General features: G+C 42.2%; 6 protein-coding genes. 4 read left to right on the forward strand and 2 right to left on the reverse strand.

All coding sequences use genetic code 11. The annotated features are described in order from the left end of the window. Positions 1–163 precede the first annotated feature (163 nt). Positions 164–496: a hypothetical protein gene (locus R3E32_26850; GenBank protein MEZ4888377.1), complete on the forward strand. Its 333-nt coding sequence runs from the start codon at positions 164–166 to the stop codon at positions 494–496. 794 nt (positions 497–1,290) lie between these two features. Then, positions 1,291–7,416 (forward strand): glycosyl hydrolase family 8, encoded by a 6,126-nt coding sequence (locus R3E32_26855; GenBank protein MEZ4888378.1) that lies wholly within the window; start codon positions 1,291–1,293, stop codon positions 7,414–7,416. A gap of 111 nt (positions 7,417–7,527) precedes the next feature. Here R3E32_26855 and R3E32_26860 read toward each other — a convergent pair whose 3' ends face one another. After that, complete coding sequence (locus tag R3E32_26860) at positions 7,528–9,186, reverse strand: DUF1501 domain-containing protein (protein MEZ4888379.1); 1,659 nt, start codon at positions 9,184–9,186, stop codon at positions 7,528–7,530. Positions 9,187–9,285: 99 nt separating this feature from the next. Further along, on the reverse strand, positions 9,286–10,758 hold the full coding sequence (locus tag R3E32_26865; protein MEZ4888380.1) for a DUF1800 domain-containing protein: 1,473 nt from the start codon (positions 10,756–10,758) through the stop codon (positions 9,286–9,288). Between the two features lie 438 nt (positions 10,759–11,196). Between R3E32_26865 and R3E32_26870 the strand changes: the two genes are divergently transcribed. Together R3E32_26870 and R3E32_26875 are read left to right on the forward strand one after the other, a co-directional pair. Beyond that, complete coding sequence (locus tag R3E32_26870) at positions 11,197–14,841, forward strand: T9SS type A sorting domain-containing protein (GenBank protein MEZ4888381.1); 3,645 nt, start codon at positions 11,197–11,199, stop codon at positions 14,839–14,841. Positions 14,842–14,879: 38 nt separating this feature from the next. Beyond that, positions 14,880–21,605, forward strand: coding sequence for a T9SS type A sorting domain-containing protein (locus tag R3E32_26875; GenBank protein MEZ4888382.1), 6,726 nt, complete (start codon positions 14,880–14,882; stop codon positions 21,603–21,605). Positions 21,606–21,619: the final 14 nt, after the last annotated feature.

The raw sequence follows: 21,619 nt of genomic DNA on the forward strand, positions 1-21,619 counted from the left end.
TTGTTGGTTTTGCTTACAAATATAGGCAAAAATGCCTAAGGAAGACAGCACAATAAATATTGTAGTATTCTCTCCACCCATTTTTCCCAAACTATAAAAAAGCTTTGAAATAAAATCAAAGATTTTTCCATATCTTTAAGCATCAAACAACAAGCTCTTTTCAATGGAAAACATCTTTACCTTCCTTTTTGCTATTATCTTCTTACTCATCGTTTTTGCCACGGTAATTGTTTGGATTTACTACCGCTATGTCAAACACACAAGGGAGCGATTTGCTTTTTTTTCAGTAGCGACTTTATCGGGTTTTATGCTGTCTGCAATCGGCTTGTTGATGGTACAATATCCTTTTTTCAATTGGTTGATAGGAATGACTAACCAACAATTTGGCACTAATTTACCTCCCTACCAACAAGAAGAAATCTGGCTCAATGCAGGTAGCACTTGCAGTGTTTTTCTTAATCTGCAAAGAATTTTGGACTTTGGACGAAAGAAGTGAGAAGCGAGAAGCAAGATGTAAAGATTTGGTAATCAATGATTTGCTTGTTTTCATTATTTAATCGTAAGTTATTCATTATCAATTGATTAATGTCCCACTTCCCGCATCTCTGCTCCCTCGTCCAAAGTCTAAAAGAATTAAAACAACAAAATATTGCTCAAGAAGATTAGATTTGCATGGATTTGATTATGAAATGGTTATGTGAAAAATAATTTGTTGTGTGCAATTATTTTCCAAGAAAAAAACAATTGTTATAGCCACATTATAAGATTTTTTTTCAAAATTTCTGTTTATGAGTATTTTGAACATGAAAAATAAATCATTGGATATTATCAACAATTCATTATTCATTGATTATCGTGCTGAACAAGTCTATTAGGACAATTGAAGCAATTATAATCCAATAAAAAACTTTTTCTTCATCAATCTCCATTCAAAAAAAAATCTCTTATCCCACCACAAAACTCCATATTATCAAAAAAAAAAACCTTATATTCGCAACCAATGAAGTGCAACACCCCGTTATAGCTTCATCAAAACAAACATTTTCCTATATAAGATTAAAGTAGCACGCCCCCCGCTATCTTCATCGAATAATTAGTCTTTCTTGTTGTAACGAAAGGCTATTATGTTATGTCAATTTTTATTCTTTGCTATGTATATGATAGTGTCATTCAATTAATATGCTATTTGGCGTATTGATTTTGATATGGAAGAAGGTTATATTTCTTACCATCGAATGACTATAAAATACAGTCAACGAATCCTTTTTTTAACATACAAAATATTGTCACATGCCCAGAAATTTCACCTACCTCAACTACAGTATATTCTTATTTTTACTTTTCACATTGTTATTTGTTCCTTCAAACCTAAATGCCCAAATCAACACACCCTCAATTGCGGCATTGCCCTTTGGTAGCAACACCACCTATCCAAACGGACTCATGCCCACCAATTTACCGACAAGTGGTACTTATGCACAAGCCCAAGATGCCGCCAATGCCTACAACACTTGGAAATCCAACTATGTCCAATCTTGTGGAGGCACACCCGAGCGTTTTCGTGTCAAGTTCGACAACCCTTCCGAAACCGTATCAGAAGGAATCGCTTATGGGATGTTGTTGGCCGCTTATGCAGCTGACAAAGCCCTATTTGACGGACTTTGGGACTACTACAAAAATTTTGCAAACGGCAATGGAGTCATGAACTGGAAAATCAATGGTTGCTCAGGAATCATTGGTTCGGGAGGGGCAACCGATGCCGAACTCGATGCAGCAATGGCACTTTTGGTTGCCAACCATCAATGGCCCAATTCCATCACACCCCACGACTACGAATCAGATGCCACAGACCTCATCAACGCCATCAAAGACCACGAAATCCAACCCACTACAGCCACAGGCCCTTATCAAACCAACAATGGCGACAATTGGGGATTTGGAAACAGTTGCAGAAATCCGTCCTATCAATCACCCGCTTTTTACAAAGCCTTTGGCGAATTTCTACCCACCCAATCCACCTTTTGGGACAATTGCGAACAAGCAAGCTATACTTTGCTCAATGCCAATGCCCATCCAACAACAGGCTTGGTCAGCAATTGGTGCGACCCTAACGGTACACCCAATAGCTGCAATGGCGCAAATGAATACGGTTGGGATGCCTGCCGCAATCCTTGGCGAATGGGAACAGATGTGATTTGGCACAACGATTCCGATGCCGCTGCTTTGTGTAACAAAATGGCGGCATGGATGCAGGGTGTTGGAGCGAGCAACTTACGAGGCCCATTGCCGCAAAACGGAACTGGCGGAGCCTACCACAGTCCCGCTTTCGTTTCGACTTGGGCAGTTGCCTTGATGGGAGCTAACAACAGTTACCAATCCTTGTTGAACAGCGTTTACACCGAAACAGTAGCCACACAAGATTCTCCGCCTTATTATTTTGGCAATACGTTAAGAGTCATTAGTTTGTTTGCCTTGACAGGCAATTTTTGGAATCCCTTCAATGTCGCCCCTCCAGGCCCACAAGCCCCTTTTGTCACCATCAACAGCCCTGCAGACGGCATTACCCTTCAATTGGGAAACGATGTTGACATCACCGCAACAGCAAGTGACAATGATGGAACAATTACCAATGTCATCATCAGCATTGACAATACGCCCATTTCCTCCTCCAATACAAGCGGCAATATATATTCAGCTACTTGGACACCCACTGCAATAGGCACTTACACCATCAGCGTGTCGGCAACAGACAATGAAAATATGACCACCGAAGCCACTTCAACTGTCACCATTTCCAACGACCCTCCACCAACTGCCGATTACAACTATGGAGAAGTATTGCAGAAATCCCTCTTTTTCTACGAAGCCCAACAGTCAGGAACTTTACCCGAGGAAAACCGAGTACATTGGCGAGGAGATTCAGGATTGGAGGATGGTTCAGATGTGGGTTTGGATTTGACAGGAGGTTGGTACGATGCAGGTGACCATGTAAAATTTGGCTTCCCAATGGCATTCTCCGCAACGATGTTGGCTTGGAGTGGCATTGAAGACCAAACAGCCTACGAATCCATTGAACAATGGGAAATTTTGCAGGACAATCTGCGCCATGTTTGCGACTATTTTTTGAAGTGCCACATTCGCAATACGGATGGTTCTACCAACAAATTTTACGGTCAAGTAGGCAATGGCGGTGCTGACCATGCTTGGTGGGGACCAGCCGAAGTAATGCAAATGAACCGCCCCGCCTATTTTGTAGATGCTACCCACCCAGGTTCCGATTTGACAGGTGAAACCGCAGCAGCCCTTGCAGCCGCAAGCATGATTTTTGCAGACAACGACCCAACTTACAGTGCTTTGTTGTTGGACAATGCCATTGCACTCTACAATTTTGCAGACACCTACAAAGGAAAATACTCCGATGCCATCACCGATGCCGCCTCCTTTTACAATTCATGGAGTGGTTATCAAGACGAATTGGTTTGGGGAGCGATTTGGCTCTATCGTGCTACCAATCAAGTCACTTGGTTGACAAAAGCCCAAACCGAATACCAAAATCTAAGCACCGAACAAGGAACAAATATTCCTTCCTACCATTGGACACTCGCTTGGGATGATAAAGCCTATGGTTGCTACGCACTGATGGCACAATTGACAGGACAACAAAGCTACAAAGATGACACTGAGCGTTGGTTGGACTATTGGACAACAGGCTACAATGGCCAACAAATCTCGTATTCTCCTGGAGGACAAGCCCATTTAGACACTTGGGGTTCTTTGCGTTATGCAGCCAATACCGCTTTTGTCGCATTGCAGTACAGTGAATTGATAGCCAACACGAACCCCAGCAAAAGCCAAACCTATTTTGATTTTGGAGTCAATCAAATCAATTACACTTTGGGCAGCAATCCCAACAACCGCAGTTACGTTTGTGGATTTGGCAACAATCCGCCCATCAATCCACACCACCGAACCGCACATGGTTCTTGGGCAAACAACATTAACACGCCCACCAACAATCGGCACATTTTGTACGGTGCATTGGTAGGAGGACCGAGTTCTGCCAACGACCAATACACGGATAGCAGAACGGATTACATCGCCAATGAAGTCGCTTGTGACTACAATGCGGGTTTTACAGGAGCGCTTGCGAATTTGCTCGGAAAACTTGGAGGCACTGCCCTTGCAGATTTTCCACAACCCGAAACCTATGATTTTTGTGATGAATACTTCAATGAGTCGAAAATCAACGCTTCGAGCAACACTTTTACAGAAGTTGCAGTGTGGGCAACCAATCATTCTGCTTGGCACGCCACAGAAACCGACCAAGTTTGTTACCGCTACTTTGTGGATATTAGCGAAGGAATTGCCAATGGATATGCTGCAAACGACTACACCACCACCATCAATACCGCTCCAAATGGAACAACTGTTTCCGATTTAATTCTTTGGGATGGAACGGTTTATTATGTGGAAGTTTGTTTCAACAACGTCAGCATTTACCCAGGCGGTCAATCCGAATCCCACAAAGAAGCCCAATTGCGAATCGCACTCCCCAACAATGCACCTTCCGCAGCTTGGGATGCTACCAACGACTGGTCTTATTACATTGCAGAAAACACTCCAATGAACAACAGCCTGCAAACCAATCCACGCATTCCGTTTTACAATGATGGACAATTGCTTTGTGGTGAACTGCCTTCAGGCGGCAATCAAAACACTCCACCCATTGCAGTCATTGCAGCCAATCCAATTTCGGGAAATGCTCCTTTGGTTGTAGCCTTCAATGCTTCGGGTTCAAGCGATGCAAACGGCGATGTTTTGACTTACAGTTGGGATTTTGGAGATGGCAATACTTCCACAGATGCCATTACCAACCATACCTTCAACAACTCAGGAGTTTACACAGTGATGCTGACCGTAAACGATGGCAATGGCGGAACAGACACTGAAACGGTGAACATTACTGCCATTGACGCAACACCACAACCTCCAACCGCTAACTTCACAGCCAATCCTACAAGTGGAGGCGTTCCTTTGAATGTTGCTTTTAATGCTTCTGCTTCGACAGACCCAAATGGCGATGCTCTCGCCTACACTTGGGATTTTGGAGATGGAAATTCAGCGACAGGTGTAAGCACCAATCATATCTATACTGCAATTGGCACTTATACGGCAATCCTTACAGTCAATGATGGAAATGGCGGAACAGACTCCGAAACTGCTATCATAAACGTCACCAATACTGCCCCAACTGCCAGCTTCACTGCTACACCAAGTTCTGGGCAGCCTCCTCTCGCAGTCAGCTTCGATGCTTCGGCTTCAATAGATGCCAATGGAGACAATTTGACCTACAATTGGGATTTTGGAGATGGTACTTCAAGCACTGGTGTTACAAGCAATCATACCTACAATAGCGAGGGCAATTATACGGTAACATTGACGGTCAATGATGGCAATGGTGGAATAGATACTGCTACAACGGGTATCAATGTTAGCCTGATAACCTGCAATCTATCATTGAAGTACAAAACGCCTGACACCAATTCGGGTGCTGCAGCCGACAATCAAATCCGAGCGCATTTTTTGGTGGAGAATTTAGGCAGCGACCCCATTTCACTTCAAGAAATCACCATTCGCTATTGGTACACCAAAGAAGGCACACAAAATCAAAATGTTTGGATTGATTATGCTCAAATTGGCAGCAGTAAAATTACGACCAATTTTGTGGAAATGGCAACCCCTGCAACAGGAGCAGACCACTATCTGGAAGTCGGTTTTACTTCAAATGCAGGTTCGATTTCGGCTGGCGGCAATAGCGGCGAAGTGCAAACCCGTTTTGCAAAAACGAATTGGTCAAACTACGATGAAACAGACGACTATTCCTATAATATGAACCATTCCTCTTTCCAAACTTGGGACAAAGTAACCGTTTACTGCAATGGCGTTTTGGCGTGGGGAACAGAACCCAACGGTTCTACTGGCGGAGGCGGCAACAACGCTCCCGTAGCTGCTGCAACGGCAACACCTACATCGGGATTTGCACCTTTGACAGTAGCTTTTGATGGCTCAGGTTCGAGTGATGCAGACGGAGATGCATTGACCTACTCTTGGAATTTTGGGGATGGCAATTCAGGAATTGGCAGTAATCCAAGTCACACCTTCACGAATGTCGGCACTTACACCGTCACCTTGACCGTCAATGATGGAAATGGAGGCACAGACTCTACTACTTTAACGATTGTCGTCAATTCCTCCACGCCAACTGCTTGTTTTTCTGCAACACCCACTTCTGGAACAGCACCTTTAGTTGTGAACTTCAATGCCAATTGCTCGATTTCTCCAACAGGTGCAAGTTTGACCTACTCTTGGAATTTTGGGGATGGCAATTTAGGTACTGGCAGTAATCCAAGTCACACCTTCAATAATGTCGGCACTTACACCGTCACCTTGACCGTCAATGATGGAAATGGAGGCACAGACTCTACTACTTTAACGATTGTAGTCAATTCCTCGACTCCAACTGCTTGTTTTTCTGCAACATCCACTTCTGGAACAGCACCTTTGGTTGTTAACTTCAATGCCAATTGTTCCAGTTCTCCAACCGGTGCAAGTTTGACTTACAATTGGGATTTTGGCGATGGAAATTCAGGAAATGGCAGCAATCCAAGCCATACCTTCAATAATGTAGGAACTTACACCGTCACCTTGACCGTCAATGATGGAAATGGAGGCAGTGATACAGAAAGCAAAGTCATTACGGTGAATGAACCAACAACAGGTGGTGGCGATGTAGAAGTGATTTTTACAGTCGACAATGTTTGGAATACAGGCTATTGTGCCACTGTAAAGATAATCAACAATACCAATGCAAACATTAACGGTTGGACTTTGAACTTTAATTTGAATGCAAATATCAACAATCTTTGGAACGCCAATTGGAGCAATTCGGGGAATAACTATACGGCAAGCAATTTGAGTTGGAACGCCAATATTCCTGCAGGCGGCAACAAAACTTTTGGCTTCTGTGCTTCCTATTCTGGTTCTGTCACTGCTCCTACAAATGGTGTATTCAATGGCAGTCCGATTATCATTACCTATGTGAACAATGCTGGTGGCAACATCGCCTTGCCTATCAATGCAGATGTTTCAGCAATTTTACAGAATGATTTGGTTATTCAACCGAATTTCACGAATAGTTCTGCCACATTGAAGTACCATCTTTCAGATGCTTCTTCTGTTCGTATTTTGCTCTTTGACCAAACGGGGAAAATGGTGCAAACGCTTGTGGATAAATCTTATAAGGGAGGTTTAAATTCATTGGAGTTGTCAACGAATGATTTGGTTGCAGGAAATTATTTTGTGCAAATGGTTGCGGAAGGGGTAACGGTTGTGAAGCAGTTGGTGGTTGTGAAGTAAATGAACTCTTTAAGTAATTAATTGTATTTGATTTTTTTGGCGAGGGATATCGAGTAGGTATCCCTCGTTTTTTTAAGAGAAGTGTTTTCGTAGCGTTCAAATATCAAAATCCTAAAAAACCACCAAAGCACTCCTAACCATTCGCCTACCACCCGTATCCAACTGATACACATATTCCCCACTTGGCAATCCGTGGTCACTCGGTCTAAACAAAGCCTTGTAGCTGCCACGCTCCTGAAAACCATTTTGCAGCGATACAATCTCTGTACCCGCACTGTCCAAAATATGGAGGCGAACCGTACCCGCCGAAAGCATCGCATATTTGATATAAATTGCCCCGTTTTCACCCTTCACAGGCTCATGGCCCAACAAAACCGCCTGATTGTTAGAACCTGCACCAGGACTACACGCATCCACCATGTTTTCAATCCTTGCAAAATTGTCCATCAAAACGGCATCCACAATCACAGGATCAATACACAACCAATCTTGCAGCAAAGTCGCATAAATCGAACGGAAATCGGTATGGTGTTCCAAATACGCACCACTTCGCACATCACCGCCATTTTCGGTACTTTCCAAATTGGGAGCTTGACCAATGAAGCCATTGCCCTGCAATCCGCCACCAAACAACATGATTGGGCCAGCTTCACCATGATCTGTTCCCATTGAGCCATTCTCGTCAATCCGTCGGTGAAACTCGGTGAAAGTCATGGTCATTACCTCATTTTCAAAATCCGAACCTAAATCATCATAAAATGCTTTGACCGCAGTAGAAAAACGGTCTAATAGAATGGGTAAGTCGTTGATTTCGTTGGAGTGTGTATCGAATCCACCAATTTCGACCATATACACTTTTGCGCCCAAACGCCCTTTGATCAATCGGGAAACAATCAACAATTGATTCGCCAAGTCATTGTTGGGATAGGTCACATCCGTTGAAGAGCTATCGTAGGCATCTTTGAGGGCTTGCGAATAGCGGAAAGTATTGTTGGACATTTCACGAATGAAACCCAACTCTTCGCCATACAAACATTCGGGCAGGTTATCAGTCCCATAGAGTTGCCCCGTTTGAGCGATTTGGTAAAACTCATCTACATTATTGAATACCAAACCCAAAGGATTAGACGCACCTCTAAAAATCATGTCGTTTTGTGTGCCAATTTTGATGGCTGCGGGAAAACTAGGAGGTGCGAGGAAGTAGGCGGGATATTCTTGCTCCAAATAGCGACCTATCCAACCCGAATTGACAAACTCATTGTAGTCACTTGCCGAGGCCCAAATATCGGTCGAGCGAAAATGTGAACGATTTTGATTCGGATAACCCACACTGTGAGCGATTTTCATTTTACCCGCATCCCACAATTCACCAGCAGGGGTCATGCTCACTTTCGGAATGCCAAAAGCCCCTTCCCCCAAAGAAATCATGTTGTCACTATCATTGGGAATGGCAATATTGGGGCGAAATGCCGAATACAAATCATATTGACCTATCGGCACTACGATGTTTTGACCATCCGAACCGCCCTTGAAGCGCAGCAATACCAAAGCTCGGTCTGTTTCGGCATTGCTCAATGCTCCCATCAAAGGGGATGGTCCAAAAGCTTCAACGGGAATGTTGTTGAGCATCATGCTACCGCCAATCGTTGCCAAGCCTGTGAAATACAAAAAATCACGCCGACTCCAACTTTTGTGTTCTTGTTCGTGGGCTTTGCCGTGTTCTAATTTGCTGCCAAAACGAGATTTATTCTTATTGTTAGATTGTTTCATTGTTGTATTGTTTTATGGTTGAATTGTTTCACTGTTTCATTGCTGAATTGATTTAAACAATAACAATTCAACAATATAGCCATTGAGCAATAAAACAATTTAATAAAGCTGAAACTCAGGCTGTCGAACCAAATAGACAAGCAAACCAAGTAGCTGTTCACCAGCTACTGACCAATCCAAATTCCAAAATTCTTGATCGAAATAATTTTGAGGAATTTCACCTTTGAAAACATTTGTTGCAGAGATGTAAGCCTCGGCATCATTGAAGCCCAAAGGCAAAAAGTGATCTACAAATGTTTGGGTGACATAAGCGGGGTTATTGGAGTTGCCTGAAACAGCTTTTGCCAAAGTTACCAAATTGTCCAATGAAATACTGGAAATATCATTGAACAGGTATTGCTCTGATAAGTCCCAACGTCGGGTAAGAGTATCTTCATTGAGCCACGAACGCTGCCCCTGCCAGCCTGCTACGTCAATTGGCTCCCATAAATACTGCCCCAATACTTCACAGGCACTTCGTATGCCATTCAGCAGATTATCGTCATATTCAAAACCTCCTTGGTGGATGAAACTTATGAAATATTGTGTAGGACTTTTGATCCGAACACCTATGTTTTTGTCGTCAAAAAAATGCTCACTTTTGAAAAGTTGTTTGAATACAGGGGCCAGTTCAAACTTGTTGTTTTTGAAGGTAGTAGCCAACTCATTTACAATCGTCGTGTCCACGTCTGTACTGATAAAATAGCGGTACAACTTGGTGCAGATATAGGTGGCAACATTGTTGGGGCGGTATTCAAAGATCAAATCATGTACATCGTCGTAGTTCCAAGGTCCTGTGTGTCCAAAAATCGTTTTGTCGTCCGTATCAAAATAATCGGGGCGAAACTCTGTGTCACGGCAACCTCTCGCCTGAAAACCCGTTAATGCCTTGGAAATGGCTACAATGTCGGCTTGTGTATAACCATTGTCCACACCCATGGTGAACAACTCCAATAGCTCTCGTGCATAGTTTTCATTGGGGTGGTATTTATTGCTTTGGTCAGCATTCAAGAACTGCACCATTGCAGGTGTTTTACCGATTTCGTACACAAAATCCCGAAAATTCCCTAAAGAATAATCCCCCAACACTTTGTAGTATTTGTAGAGGTAAGACGAACAATTATAGGTGCTGAATTGGGTGACAAAATGATTGTGCCAAAACAGGATCAACTTATCTCGAAAGCCATTGATTAACATATCATTCAGCCACTGAATTGTCCATTCTTTGCGATGATTGCTAATTTGTGTAAAAAAACTCATATCCATTGTCTCCCCATCTGCATAATCATTCACTGGGTCTGTAGTCCATTCCGACCAGTAAGGCTTAGGCGCAAGAGGCAATTTAATCGCGTTGTCAATGATTTGGTCAATCAAATCAGCGGGATTCATAGAAAGCGCAGCCGTAATTTGTTGGTAATTGGCACCGAATCCCATACGATTGTATAGGTGAGCAATTCGCCGACTGTCCCAAGGTTTTGAAGGTCTTGGAGCATATTCGGCGATACCATCTCTAATGCAGTCTATTGGCATCATATTGTATTTGATTTGAGTAGATTTTGAAGCACAATTTTACTACTTATTTTGCAGTCATGCTGTGGAAAAAATCAAATTTCGACATTGCAGTGACAGAGTAAAAGGGTCTGTGTTGAAAAAAGTCAATTTTTAGAACAAAAATAGTATATTTGCGTGTGATTGCAAATCAAGCACTTAAAGAAAATACACAAAAGATAATTTTAATTTGAGTGTTAATATTATAGAAAAAAATCAAATTATTTTTTTATTGCTTTTATTTTGGTTTTCCCTTCAAAATCTTTAAACTCTTCTTAAATCATGAATCAAATGAATTTTGAGAATATAAGAAGGTAAAACCTATTTTTTTTCTACAATGTTATCTTTTAGCATGTCATTTGATAGGAGTAACAGCAATGATGACTTTACCAACCACCCAAGTAACTATAAAATTAGCTCTGTATGAAGCCCAAAAATGTACTTTGTAAATCGCTAATCCTACTATATACCATAACTCTTCTCTTCTATTCTACAGCCGCTTACAGCGATCCGCTTATACGTCAATACTTTAACAATTGCGAAGAACTTCCCGATAGTTGGACCGCCGAAATTATCACAGGCGCAGCCAACTGGGAAACCGATAGTCTTCCCGATCTTATCGAAACCATAGTGCCAGAATGTATCGCCTATTTTAGCGATGACTCTCTGGGAGCAGCAGCCCCTGCATCTGCTGTTCAATTCACTTCTCCCAATTTTGACGCATCCTCTTATTCTACGGTATATTTGGATTTTGATGCGTATTTCTTCAACTTTTCGCAGGGAACACCCACTTTTGAACTGCAAGTTTTTGACGGAACAGCCTTTCAAACCGTTTTTACCATTGACGAAAATAGTTTTGAAGGTAATCATCCGCTTTCAAGACACTTCAAAGTCGATTTAAGCGACTATATCAATGCCAATATGAGCATTCGCTTTTACTTCAATGACGGAGGAACTCATTCGGGGTCAATTGGTTTGGACAATATCGAAATAGATGGCACAGACAACCGAACCTATCTCGTTTTGGAAAACTTCAATGACAACAATGGTACGACACCAATAGGTTGGAGTAAAAATGCAATAACAGGGCCAGGAGAATGGAACTTTGGAATTTGCCCTGCAAATGCTTCGGACGAAACCAGCATTGAAGGCAGCAACATGGCCTATTTTGACGATTATTCTATCGGTTGGAATCAGCTACCTTCGATTCACCAATTGCTTTCTCCCTCTTTTGACGGACGCAACTATTCGGATGTGCAATTACAATACGACATCCATTTCAGAGATTATGGCGACCGCAACTATCTGAATGTCTTGCTCGAACACGGCAGCGAAATTACGCCAATTGCTACCTATCAAATCCAAAATTTCAGCGGCAACTACTTCAATGACTACGTACACGCCAGTATAGACATCAGCGAATACAGAGACCAAACCATGCGAGTCATTTTTGAATATGGCGATGGCGATGCCATTGACGGCAATGAAAACGGCTATGGCTACCGAACCTACTGGGCAGGAATTGACAACTTCAAAATCAGCGCATTGCAGCCCATCAACGACTTTTGCAGCAATGCCACTCCGATTGCCTTAGACATTCCTTGCACTGTGGGCAGCAACATTGGAGCAATATTTCAAGGTCCAACGGTAGCCTGCGTTGATAGTGCTTGGTCGGCAATATGGTACACTTTTGTAGCCCCTGCAACGGGCAGTGTGATTGTTGAAACTCAAGCTGATTTTGATGATTTAGTGAATGTTTTTTCGGGAACTTGCGGCAATTTCACCGAAATCCATTGCATCAATGAAGATATTTACGGGTTTGATGGAGAATATGCCGAAATATCTGGCTTGAACAATGGTGAAACCTATTACTTGAGAATCAGTGGTATAGGGAATTCTTTTGGCAAACTGCAAGGGGATTTGTGCCTGCAAATTCGAACCACCAATCCACCAACTGCACCTCCTGCCAACGATTTGTGTGTCAATGCTATACCGCTAACTATCAACGCTGAATGTGTGGTTGGCACGAACACAGGCGCAACTTTTGACGGCCCTATTCCAAGCCTCAACGACAAGTCTGATCATTCAATTTGGTACTCTTTTGAAGCTCCTGCCGATGGTGGCGCAACGATTCTTACCCAAGCCAATTTTTCGGATGTCATCACCCTTTTTGAAGGTACTTGTGGCAACTTGACCGAATTGTTTTGCAGTGACGAAGGGCAAGTATTATCGGCAATAGACTTAATTCCTAATCAAACTTACTATCTTCAAATCAGTAGTTTCTTCAATTCTTTGGATGGTGATATTTGCATTTCGGTAGAGCCGAGTAGCTGCGACGTAAATTTTGCGGTAGAGTTCATGAATGTCAATCAAGCCACTTGTCAGGGATTTGATGATGGCTCGGCTCAAGCAAGTGTCACAGGAGGTTTATCTCCTTATTCTTATTTGTGGAATGATGCAAATGAAACCACAGGAAACATTGCTAATAGTTTGTTTTCAGGCACTTATACAGTCATTGTCACCGATGCCAACCAATGTACTGCCTTCAATCAAATAGAAATAACGGGCGGTTTGGCAGAAATTCAAATCACAGGCGAGTTGGCGATATGTGATGGCAATATGACCACATTGACAGGCCCAAATGGTTTCTCCTCTTACAGTTGGAATACGGGTGCAATCACCCAAGAAATTGAAGTAAATCAATCAGGAACATATACCTTGACGGTGGAAGATGGTAGCAATTGTATAGCGAGAACTAGCGTAGAAATTACACAAGCGGCTGCACCTGAAATGCCGATGGTCACAAGTCCTGCCTATTATTGCCGCCGAGACAAAGTGACGCATACCGTTACGGCGGGCGATGGCGGACCAGTTTATAAACCCAGTGAATTGACGATTGTAGAAGGTGACGATGTACTGTTTCAGCAAATTGCAGGCAGCCATCCTACACAATCACTTTCTGACCCAATCGCTTGGGACGCATTTCCTTTGGACAGCAACAATCCAACTTATACGCTAACTGGTTTGGTGGAGGGAGTATATCCTTATGAATGTATTCCACATGCACAGTTCGGTATGACAGGAACGATTGAAGTCATGAATGATAGCGGTGATTTGGAGGCAATGGGTGAAAACTTGCTTTGGTACGATTCTGCAATGGGAGGTGTGGGTTCTCCAATCAGACCCATTCCCGACCAATCCGTTGCAGGAACTTTTTATTTCTATGTGAGCCAAACGGTGAATGGTTGTGAAAGTGAAAGGGCCGAAATTCAAGTGATTGTACAACCTGAACCGAGTGTAGAAATTGCAGGAGAATTAGAACTCTGCAATGGACGGACAACGATTTTGACGGCTACGGCTGGTTTTGTGAGTTATGAATGGAATACAGGTTCTGCTCAACAAGAAATTACGGCTACGATTGCAGCTGATTATACGGTAATCGTTACCGATGAAAACGGCTGTACTTCAATGGCTACTGTTAGCGTAGTAGAAAGCGCAAACTGCTGCCCCGAAACGGTTTTCATTGAATATGAAAACGACAATGCGCTTCCAGAATTAACACAAGTGCAATCGTTTATTCGGGCGGGAAATTTGACAGGCGGTGGAAGTGTGGAGGTGTTGAATGGTCAAAATGTGGGGTTTGAAGTGGGGGAATATGTGATTTTGGAGCCTGGTTTTTCAGCCGAAACAGGGGGCATTTTCAGTGCATCTATTGAAGTGTGTGAAGAACCTCCTGCAATTGCGGAAGGGGAAGCGATTGAAGTGAATGAAAGTTTGGCTGCCCAATTAGATAAAAATTTGACTACTGCCAAAACAGATTTGATTGTTTTCCCCAATCCATTTTTTGATGATTTGACCATTGCCTATTATTTGGCGGAAGAGGATGTGGTGACATTGAAGGTCTATGATGTATCGGGCAAACAGGTGAAAAAACTTTTGGAACATGAACCGCAAGTTGCTGGTACTTACAAGGTGCGCTATGAATCTTGCAATTTGCAGTCGGGCGTATATGTGTGTGTGCTGGAAACGAGTCGTTTGAGGAAGGTTTTGAAGGTTTTGAAGCGATAGTTTTCAAGTTAAATGAATAAAAATAATCCCCAAAAAATATGAATAACATTATTTCTACCCAATTTCAAAAAATGTTGTTTCAGAATACCATTACATCTACTTCAAGGTCATTGAAGTATTCATTTTATTTCTTCTTTTGTTTCTTTCTCATTTCCTCCTTGCTGCAAGCCGAAACGGTTACTTGGCAAGGTGATGTGAACAGCAACTGGAATACGGCAGCAAATTGGGATACGAATACGGTTCCCAATGCAGATGATTACGCATTGATAGACAATGCTGCTGCTGTTATGCCGATTATTAACAGTAATGTCGGTACGGTGATGGCAGTAGAACTGCAAACAGAAACGACCTTGACCATTGCAGCCAATGGTAATTTGACTATTGACGGAACGGGTTGTGGATGGTGTAATGGGATTTATGTTAAACGAGATGCCGTTTTGACCATTGCAGTCAATGGCAGTTTGAACATTCTTAATACCACCGCCAATGGAGGGATTTATAATGAGAAGGGTTCGGTAATCAACAACGGCGATATTCACATTTACGATACGACCTATCGAGGGATTTACAACTACACGAATGGCACGAATTCCCAAATCATGTATTTCACGAACAACGGCAACTTGCTCATTGAAAATACAGGAAGCGATGGTTTTTATAGTGAAATTCGGAAAGATACGCTGGTGTTGGAGAACAACGGGGTGATGGATTTCAAGCATACGAGATCTCATGCCTTCTACAACTATGCCTATCAAGACAGTTCGTATGTGGATATTGACAACCATGGAACGATTAGGGTAGATACGACAGGGCTTTGGGCAATAGGGATTTACAACCGAGTCCAACAAACTACGGTCGGCGAAACTGTTCAATTGGATTTTGACAATTATGGCATAATTGAGATTGACAGCACTTATAGCTATGGTATGTACAACGACAATTATAAGGGAAATTTGAATTTTACGAACCAAACGAATGCGACCATTGATGTGCAGAACATCAATTCGTGGGGTTGGTATAGTTACAACCGCATAGCAGATGGGTATTTGCCCGAAACTAATTTTGACAACTATGGCACCATCAACATCCGAAACACGAAATATGGGGGTATCCAAAATTACACCAACGGCAGTACCTTCAATTTCAACAATTACCACATTTTGTATGTTTCGCAGACAGGTGAAGCAGGGATGTACAATTACGCCAACAATGGCTATGCCGAACTCAACTTTGTGAACGATGGTACGATGATTTTGGATACGACAGGAACGCTCAACAATTGGTACAATTCGGGTTTGTACAATCGGGCGAGGTTGACGCAAGAGGGTGATACTACTTCGGTTTTAACCTTTGTGAACAATGGCAGTATTTCGATTGACAGCACGAGTTATCATGGGTTATACAACAATGCGGATGGCGGAAACTTGACCTTTACGAACAATGCAAGTGCTTCTATTGCCATCAAAAACACGAATGAAAGAGGGCTTTACAATTATAGTTTGGAACGCAGTTACAATACAAACAACGATTTTGTATTTGATAATTATGGCACTATCCTTATCACCGATTCTGGGCAACATGGGCTTTTCAATTATTGTGATACAGGAGAATTGGACTTCACCTTGTATGCCAATAGTGTGCTGACATTGCAGGATATCGGAAGTGATGGAATTCGCAACAGTGCTTATAACAGTGGTTTACTCAACTTTGTGAACAACATCAATTTGGGCATTAACAATGTCAATAACCAAGGTTTTTACAACAGCACTCGAAGTGGCGCAACGATGAATTTTACCAACAACCACACAATTGACATCAATACCGCCAATCAAAACGGAATTTACAACGACAATGAAGATGGCAGTTTGTTTTTTACCAACAACAGCAATATTTTCATTGACGATACTTTTTACGATGGCTTTACGTCTGACAGTGAATTGTTGGACTCCGAAAATTACACCGCCGCTTTTACGCTTGACAATTATGGCAATATTTCCTTGAACAATTGTGGTGACGATGGATTCCGAACCTATATCTACAACCATACTGCAACTGTGACCAACCATCCAAATGCCACCATTGACATAAACAATTGTAGTGATGATGGATGGATTAACAATTGTCAGGGAGAAAATGGTGATTTGACCTTCAATTATACTGCCAATTCAATAATTGACATTGACGACATAGGCTATACAGGGCTGTACAATTATCTGAACAATGGAGGCACGATTCATTTGCAGTTAAATGCCCCTTTGAATATTGACAATTGCGGTACAAATGGCATTTACAATGAACTGCGAGATGGCAGTAGTACAATGAATTTCAATAATAACAGTACAATAAGCATCCACAATGTTGGAACAAATGGTATTTTTTCTAATAACGACAACTCTAATCTTCAATTTAACAACAATGCCAATGCTGCAATCTTTATCAATGGTGCAGGAGGAAGTGGAATTACCAACGAAAACGACCACGGCAATGAAGCCTTCAGCAGTTCTTTTGCTTTTGACAATTACGGCTTGATTCGCATCGAAAACACACTTAGCAACGGTTTTCGTTCCCATACGAGCAACATTAACGGAACGGTAACAAATCATCCGAATGCAACTTTCGATATCAGTCATGTAGGAGAACATGGTTTTTACAACCGTTCGTATGGCAAGGGACAACTGGATTTTTTGTATGCGACAGGTTCTTTGTTGAAAATTGATACAGTGGGCGAAAGAGGAATGTACAACTATGCGAGCGATAGTGCGACCGTCAATGTGGTTATCAATGAGATTTTGGCGATAGACAGCTGTGGGACAGATGGTTTGCGAAATCTCACCCGTTCAGGTGGAACTGTCAATTTCACCAACAATAGCACCATTGACATTGATATAGCACAAGCACACGGCATTATCAACGACAACGAAAATGGTACCTTGAGTTTTATCAACCACCAGAACATCACAATTGACGATGTTGGAGAAGATGGCGTAAGCAATGAAAACGACATTTATGACAATGCCTATTCTGGTACATTCACTTTTGAGAATCGTGGAAATATTGCCATCAGGCACGCAGGAGATGAAGGGTTTTATACCCACACCAACAATATGGTTGGAACCTTCACCAACTTTTCAGAAGCAAGCATAGACATCAGTCATACAGGAAATAATGGTTGGGCTACAAATAGTTATGGAGGAGGTCAGTTGGATTTCGTCCACCAAGAAAATGCAACATTGAAGATAGATTCTACTTCTTCAAGTTGTTTTTACAACTATGCGGCAGAGGCAGCTATTGTCAATCTGACCTTTGAAGAAGAATTGGACTTAGACAGTTGTGGCATTGAAGGAATGTACAACTTGATTCGCAGTGAAGGAACAGTTAATTTGACCAACAACAATGTACTTGATATCAATACTGTCAATAATTCGGGAATGTGGACAAACAATGAAAACGGCACACTGAATTTGCTTAACAATGGTACGATAAGCATTGCCAACGTCCAACAATACAATGGTTTGGCTGCCTACAGTTCCACCACAAATACTGACTTATACAGCACTGCTACCAACTATACCAACAATGGAGCAATCAATATTCAAGATGTTGGAAATCATGGAATAGATAGTTATTGTTCGGGTTCGACTGCCACCTTCAATATCCTCAACAACGGCTCAATCAACATTGAAGGAACAACTACACATGGTATCCAAAACAATTCACACTATGGAAGTGTGTTTACCTTTGAAAATCGCCCCAACCACACCATTTCCCTCCAAAACATCGGCAGCCGAGGAGTTTACAACATCACCAACGACGAATCTACCGTCAATTTCACCAACGATGGCACAATTGATATTGACAATACAGGAAATGTGGGCGTTTACAACCATACCCGTGATGGTTTTGTAAACTTCAACAATAGTGGCACCATTGACATTTTCAATGCCGATGCAGAAGGAGGCTTTTACAACTACACCGAACAGCAAGTAAATGAATATACCACCGAATTGACACTGAACAATACAGGTATAATCAATATTGAAGAAACGGAAGGACATGGTTTGATGTTCAATACTGCAAACGGAACAGTCAATGCTACCAATTCACAAACAATAGATGTAAAGAACACCTTATACAGAGGACTTTATATCTACAACCGCCAAGTAAATAGTGAGCGAATATGTCAATCCAACTTCACCAATACTTCAACAGGTGACTTGATACTCAACGACATCAACGAAGATGGAATCTATCTTTACACCTATCGAGATACTACTGAATTTGTAAACGACGGTGCAATCACCATCAACAAAACAGGCTGGAGAGGAGTGAATCTCTACTCCGACAACAACAATACCTTGCTCTACTTCATCAACAATGGAACTGTTGAAATTGATACTACGGGCGAAGAAGGCTGGCACAATCAAGCCCGTAGAAGCGGAGCAGCAGATTCCCCTCCAACCGAATTAAATATAGTCAACAACGGAACAATTAACATTGACAGTACGGGACATGAAGGTTTTCAAACGTATGGTGAGCGAGGGTATGTCCACTTAATCAACGGAGTAGATGGGGAAATCATCATCCGCAATACCAGCGAATTTGGATGGCACAGTTATCTCTACAAAAACGAGGACACCATGACGGTCAACAATCTAATAGAAAACTACGGATTGATTGACATTGCAGATACCGACTGGTCAGGAATGCAGGTTTACAATTATAGAGCTGACAACCATGAATTTGTCAACCAATCTTCGGGTATTATTCGCATTGCAGACACAGGTGACAAAGGTTTGGAAATCGAAAACTACGGCAACAGCGCCAATTATTCACCCAATACCAACTTCACCAATCACGGATTGATAGACATTGACAATGTGCCATTTAGAAGCATTGAAGCCCAAAACAATCGTGGAAATATATTGAACTTCACCAATCATGGCACGATTGACATTTTCAAAGCCGAAGAATACGGCATCTTCAATTATGCCTACAATACAAGCACCGACTATTCTCCCATCGTCAATTTTCACAATTGGGGAACAGTGAACATTGACAGCACAGGCTTGGCAGGCATTCAAAACTACTGCTATCAATCGGAAGAAGTCAACTTCAACCAACACGCAGGCGACATCAACATTAGTCGTTCTTTTGACAATGGAATCGTCAATTATACCCTACAATACAATCGTAGCTATTCTCCCAAAATTCACTTCAATATGGAAGGAGGAACGATTGCGATTGACGACATCACTGAAGCAGGAATGTATAATTTTGCTTACTTAGACACCATTGAAGTAAACATCACTGGCGGTACTATCAATGTCAGCAATACAGGCACCTCAGGTATTTTCAACTATGCTTACGATGATTGGAGTGCATTGACTTTCAGCAATGGAGGAACAATCAATACCAACCTCACAGGGCGAGATGGGATTTACAATTACACCTACAACAACAGTTCAAGCGACACAACCAGCCTTGATTTTGTAAATACAGGTACTATCAACACCACCAACTCGACTGGCGCAGGTATTCACAACTTCAATAGAAGTGGTACGAATTTTACCTTCAACAACAGTGGAACACTTAACCTTCAAAATGCACAAGGAGAGGGTCTCCGCAACCTCAACCTCCGACACAACGACGATTATAGTGTGACCTTTGATTTTGACAATTCGGGTAAAATCGACATCAATACGACTTTTCAAGAAGGACTGAGAACCAACAATTATGGAGGTGATTTGACTTTCGACAACAGTGGTGTGATGATGGTTCGAAATGCCAACCGAGAAGGTATCGAAAATGTAAATTATCGAGACACCTTTGACTTCACCAACAACGGAACGATTCAAGTGTGGGATTCCAAAAACGAAGATATTTACAACTCGGCTTTGAAAATCGGCCCTCTGAATTTTACCAACAGCACTTGTTCGGTGATTCAAGTCAACGGCAAAATCAAAAACCACCAATACGCCAATTTCGTCAATAACGGCATCATCATGACCGCCTACAATGGCTTCAACGATAACAAAGGTAACTTCACCAACAATGGCATCATTGAAGGTCGCCCTGATGAATATTTCGAGACTTACGGCATTCAAAACATTGACGACCAAGGAACGATTTTGGACTACAATTTGCTCGAACCTTTGACTGGAACAGTCGGTCAGCCTATCTCTAATGCCGTCAATGACCCCGACATGATTTACACCATATTGGGTTGGTTTACAGACGAAACCCTTTCTACTTCGGCAGGAACGTACACTGCGGGCAACAATACTTTCAATCCAAATTTAGGCGTGGGAGAGCATATTTTGTACGTGCAAACAAGCGACAATATTTTGGGATGTACGACTGCAAGACCTGTTCAGGTGACGATTAATCCTGTAATGATTGCAGAAGAAGAAATTTTGGTGACACTCACGCCTTCAATGGAGGAAAATTTGGAAGATAATGCGGCAAAAAGTGCGGAAGCAGAAGACTTTGACTTCAATACCTCAACAGAATTGACTGTATTTCCCAATCCTTTCACCGACCATACCAATATTCAATTCCAAGTGGCATCGGATGATTTCGTCACCATTGAAGTGTATGGAATGGATGGGCGGCAAATTGCCGTTTTGTTTGAAGGTTATCTTTCGGCAGGTGAGGAACAACGTTTTGGTTTCCATGCAGAAGGTTTGCGGAACGGTGTTTATTTGGTGCGGATGGTGACGGATAAGGGCGAGGTGAAGAGTTTGAGGGTGGTGTTGAATCGGTAGAGGTTGAGAATCTC

The organism is Chitinophagales bacterium (genome assembly GCA_041392475.1).
GTDB lineage: Bacteria > Bacteroidota > Bacteroidia > Chitinophagales > UBA2359 > JAUHXA01.

What these genes read in the sequence shown, in the direction of transcription:
- R3E32_26850 (MEZ4888377.1), top strand. Translation starts at nt 164, where the DNA reads ATGGAAAACATCTTTACCTTCCTTTTTGCTATTATCTTCTTACTCATC.
- R3E32_26855 (MEZ4888378.1), top strand. Translation starts at nt 1,291, where the DNA reads ATGCCCAGAAATTTCACCTACCTCAACTACAGTATATTCTTATTTTTA.
- R3E32_26860 (MEZ4888379.1), bottom strand. Translation starts at nt 9,186, where the DNA reads ATGAAACAATCTAACAATAAGAATAAATCTCGTTTTGGCAGCAAATTA.
- R3E32_26865 (MEZ4888380.1), bottom strand. Translation starts at nt 10,758, where the DNA reads ATGATGCCAATAGACTGCATTAGAGATGGTATCGCCGAATATGCTCCA.
- R3E32_26870 (MEZ4888381.1), top strand. Translation starts at nt 11,197, where the DNA reads ATGAAGCCCAAAAATGTACTTTGTAAATCGCTAATCCTACTATATACC.
- R3E32_26875 (MEZ4888382.1), top strand. Translation starts at nt 14,880, where the DNA reads ATGAATAACATTATTTCTACCCAATTTCAAAAAATGTTGTTTCAGAAT.